At 48.5% G+C, this 1228-nt stretch carries 2 protein-coding genes and 3 pseudogenes; all 5 read right to left on the reverse strand.

The annotated features are described in order from the left end of the window. Nucleotides 1-397, reverse strand: a pseudogene (locus F6K37_RS43285) (RNA-guided endonuclease InsQ/TnpB family protein); the annotation flags it as partial. Continuing rightward, nucleotides 384-473, reverse strand: a pseudogene (locus F6K37_RS43290) (IS607 family transposase); the annotation flags it as partial. The pseudogenes F6K37_RS43285 and F6K37_RS43290, both read right to left, overlap by 14 nt. An 80-nt stretch (nt 474-553) precedes the next feature. Continuing rightward, nucleotides 554-697, reverse strand: a complete 144-nt coding sequence (locus tag F6K37_RS43295; protein WP_287257328.1) for a hypothetical protein — start codon at nt 695-697, stop codon at nt 554-556. Nucleotides 698-789: 92 nt separating this feature from the next. Continuing rightward, nucleotides 790-924 carry a hypothetical protein gene (locus F6K37_RS43300; RefSeq protein WP_287257329.1) on the reverse strand — a complete coding sequence of 45 codons (135 nt, stop codon included), beginning with the start codon at nt 922-924 and terminating at the stop codon, nt 790-792. Between the two features lie 8 nt (nt 925-932). After that, nucleotides 933-1228 (reverse strand): annotated as a pseudogene (locus F6K37_RS43305) (zinc-dependent metalloprotease); the annotation flags it as partial.

A 1228-nucleotide genomic window follows, 5' to 3' on the forward strand; every position in this document is an offset into this window, starting at 1 on the left:
CAAAGACAGCTTTCAGGCTGGTCGAGAACCAAGATTTTCCCACCGTTGAGCTCTGCCAAGTACTCAAACAACTCAAAACCGAATCGGGTAAGCCGGTCTCTACAGGCAACAACAATCGTGAGCTGACATCCCTGCATAAGTCGTTCCAGTATGGCTCTAAGACCTTTTCTTTTGTAGTTGAGTCAACAGCCGATGTCAAAGATGATTTCCGCTTCCGGGAAGAGCGAGTGCATGTACGCGACAAGCCATGCGAGGTCGTCAAATTGTTTGCTACTACTGACTCGGCAGTAACAGATTGTGACTGGCTTCGGGGCTTGTCGTTTTCCCAGAGTGGCAAGACTAACTGTGTCGAACAGGCGGTATCCGCTTGGGGTGCGTTCGCATTTGATGGTGCCATTCTCTGCGTACTTCCTTAACGTGGTTTGAGAGAGTCCCGTAAGTTCGACCGCCTTAGGTCGTGGTACTAATGTCATGTCTCTAGTCTAACAATTTACTTAAGACTTTACTAGACTTTATGATACTTTTTGCAACTGTCCAATAACCCTTAAGGGTACTATTGCCAGGAAAGAAAAATTCCTGGGAAGACCACAGGCGGGAAATGAAACAGGCAAGATGCCTGTTCCGCCTCGTGGCCAGGGTTGGGACAGACCGCCGGGAAATGAAACAGGCAAGATGCCTGTTCCACCAACAGGCTCATTCCACCCACCGGGTCAAACAGAATCCCCCAAATTCAATTCGGGGGAGTAGCTTATGGTAAGCATTCAGCCCTCAGCCCTCAGCCCTCAGCCCTCAGCGGTTGGCCTTTAGCTGAAAGCTGAAAGCTGAAAGCTGATAGCTGATAGCTGATAGCTGATAGCTGATAGCTGATAGCTGATAGCTGATAGCTGATAGCTGAAAACTGAGAGCTGAGAGCTTACGGCTCAAGTCATGATTTATTCCGATTGCAACGGTGCATCCAACACTTTAGTAATGCGATCGCGTGCGCCTTCTAAGTGGGCTAAGCTAGCAGTATCAAGGTTTTTCCCTTGTTTGTTCAAGGTCTTTGCGATCGCATCCCGCAATTGACGGAGTTTATACCGGGCTAACACCCGAGCATCCTCGGGAGTATTAAAGGTTTGGATAGCAATAATAAATTCAGGGAAGGTGCGGGCACTTTCTAGACTATTGGAATTGCGCAGTGCCATGTTCACTAAAAGACTCATATACTGCCGTTGCAATCCCCGACGCA

Source organism: Moorena sp. SIO4E2 (genome assembly GCF_010671945.1).
GTDB lineage: Bacteria > Cyanobacteriota > Cyanobacteriia > Cyanobacteriales > Coleofasciculaceae > Moorena > Moorena producens.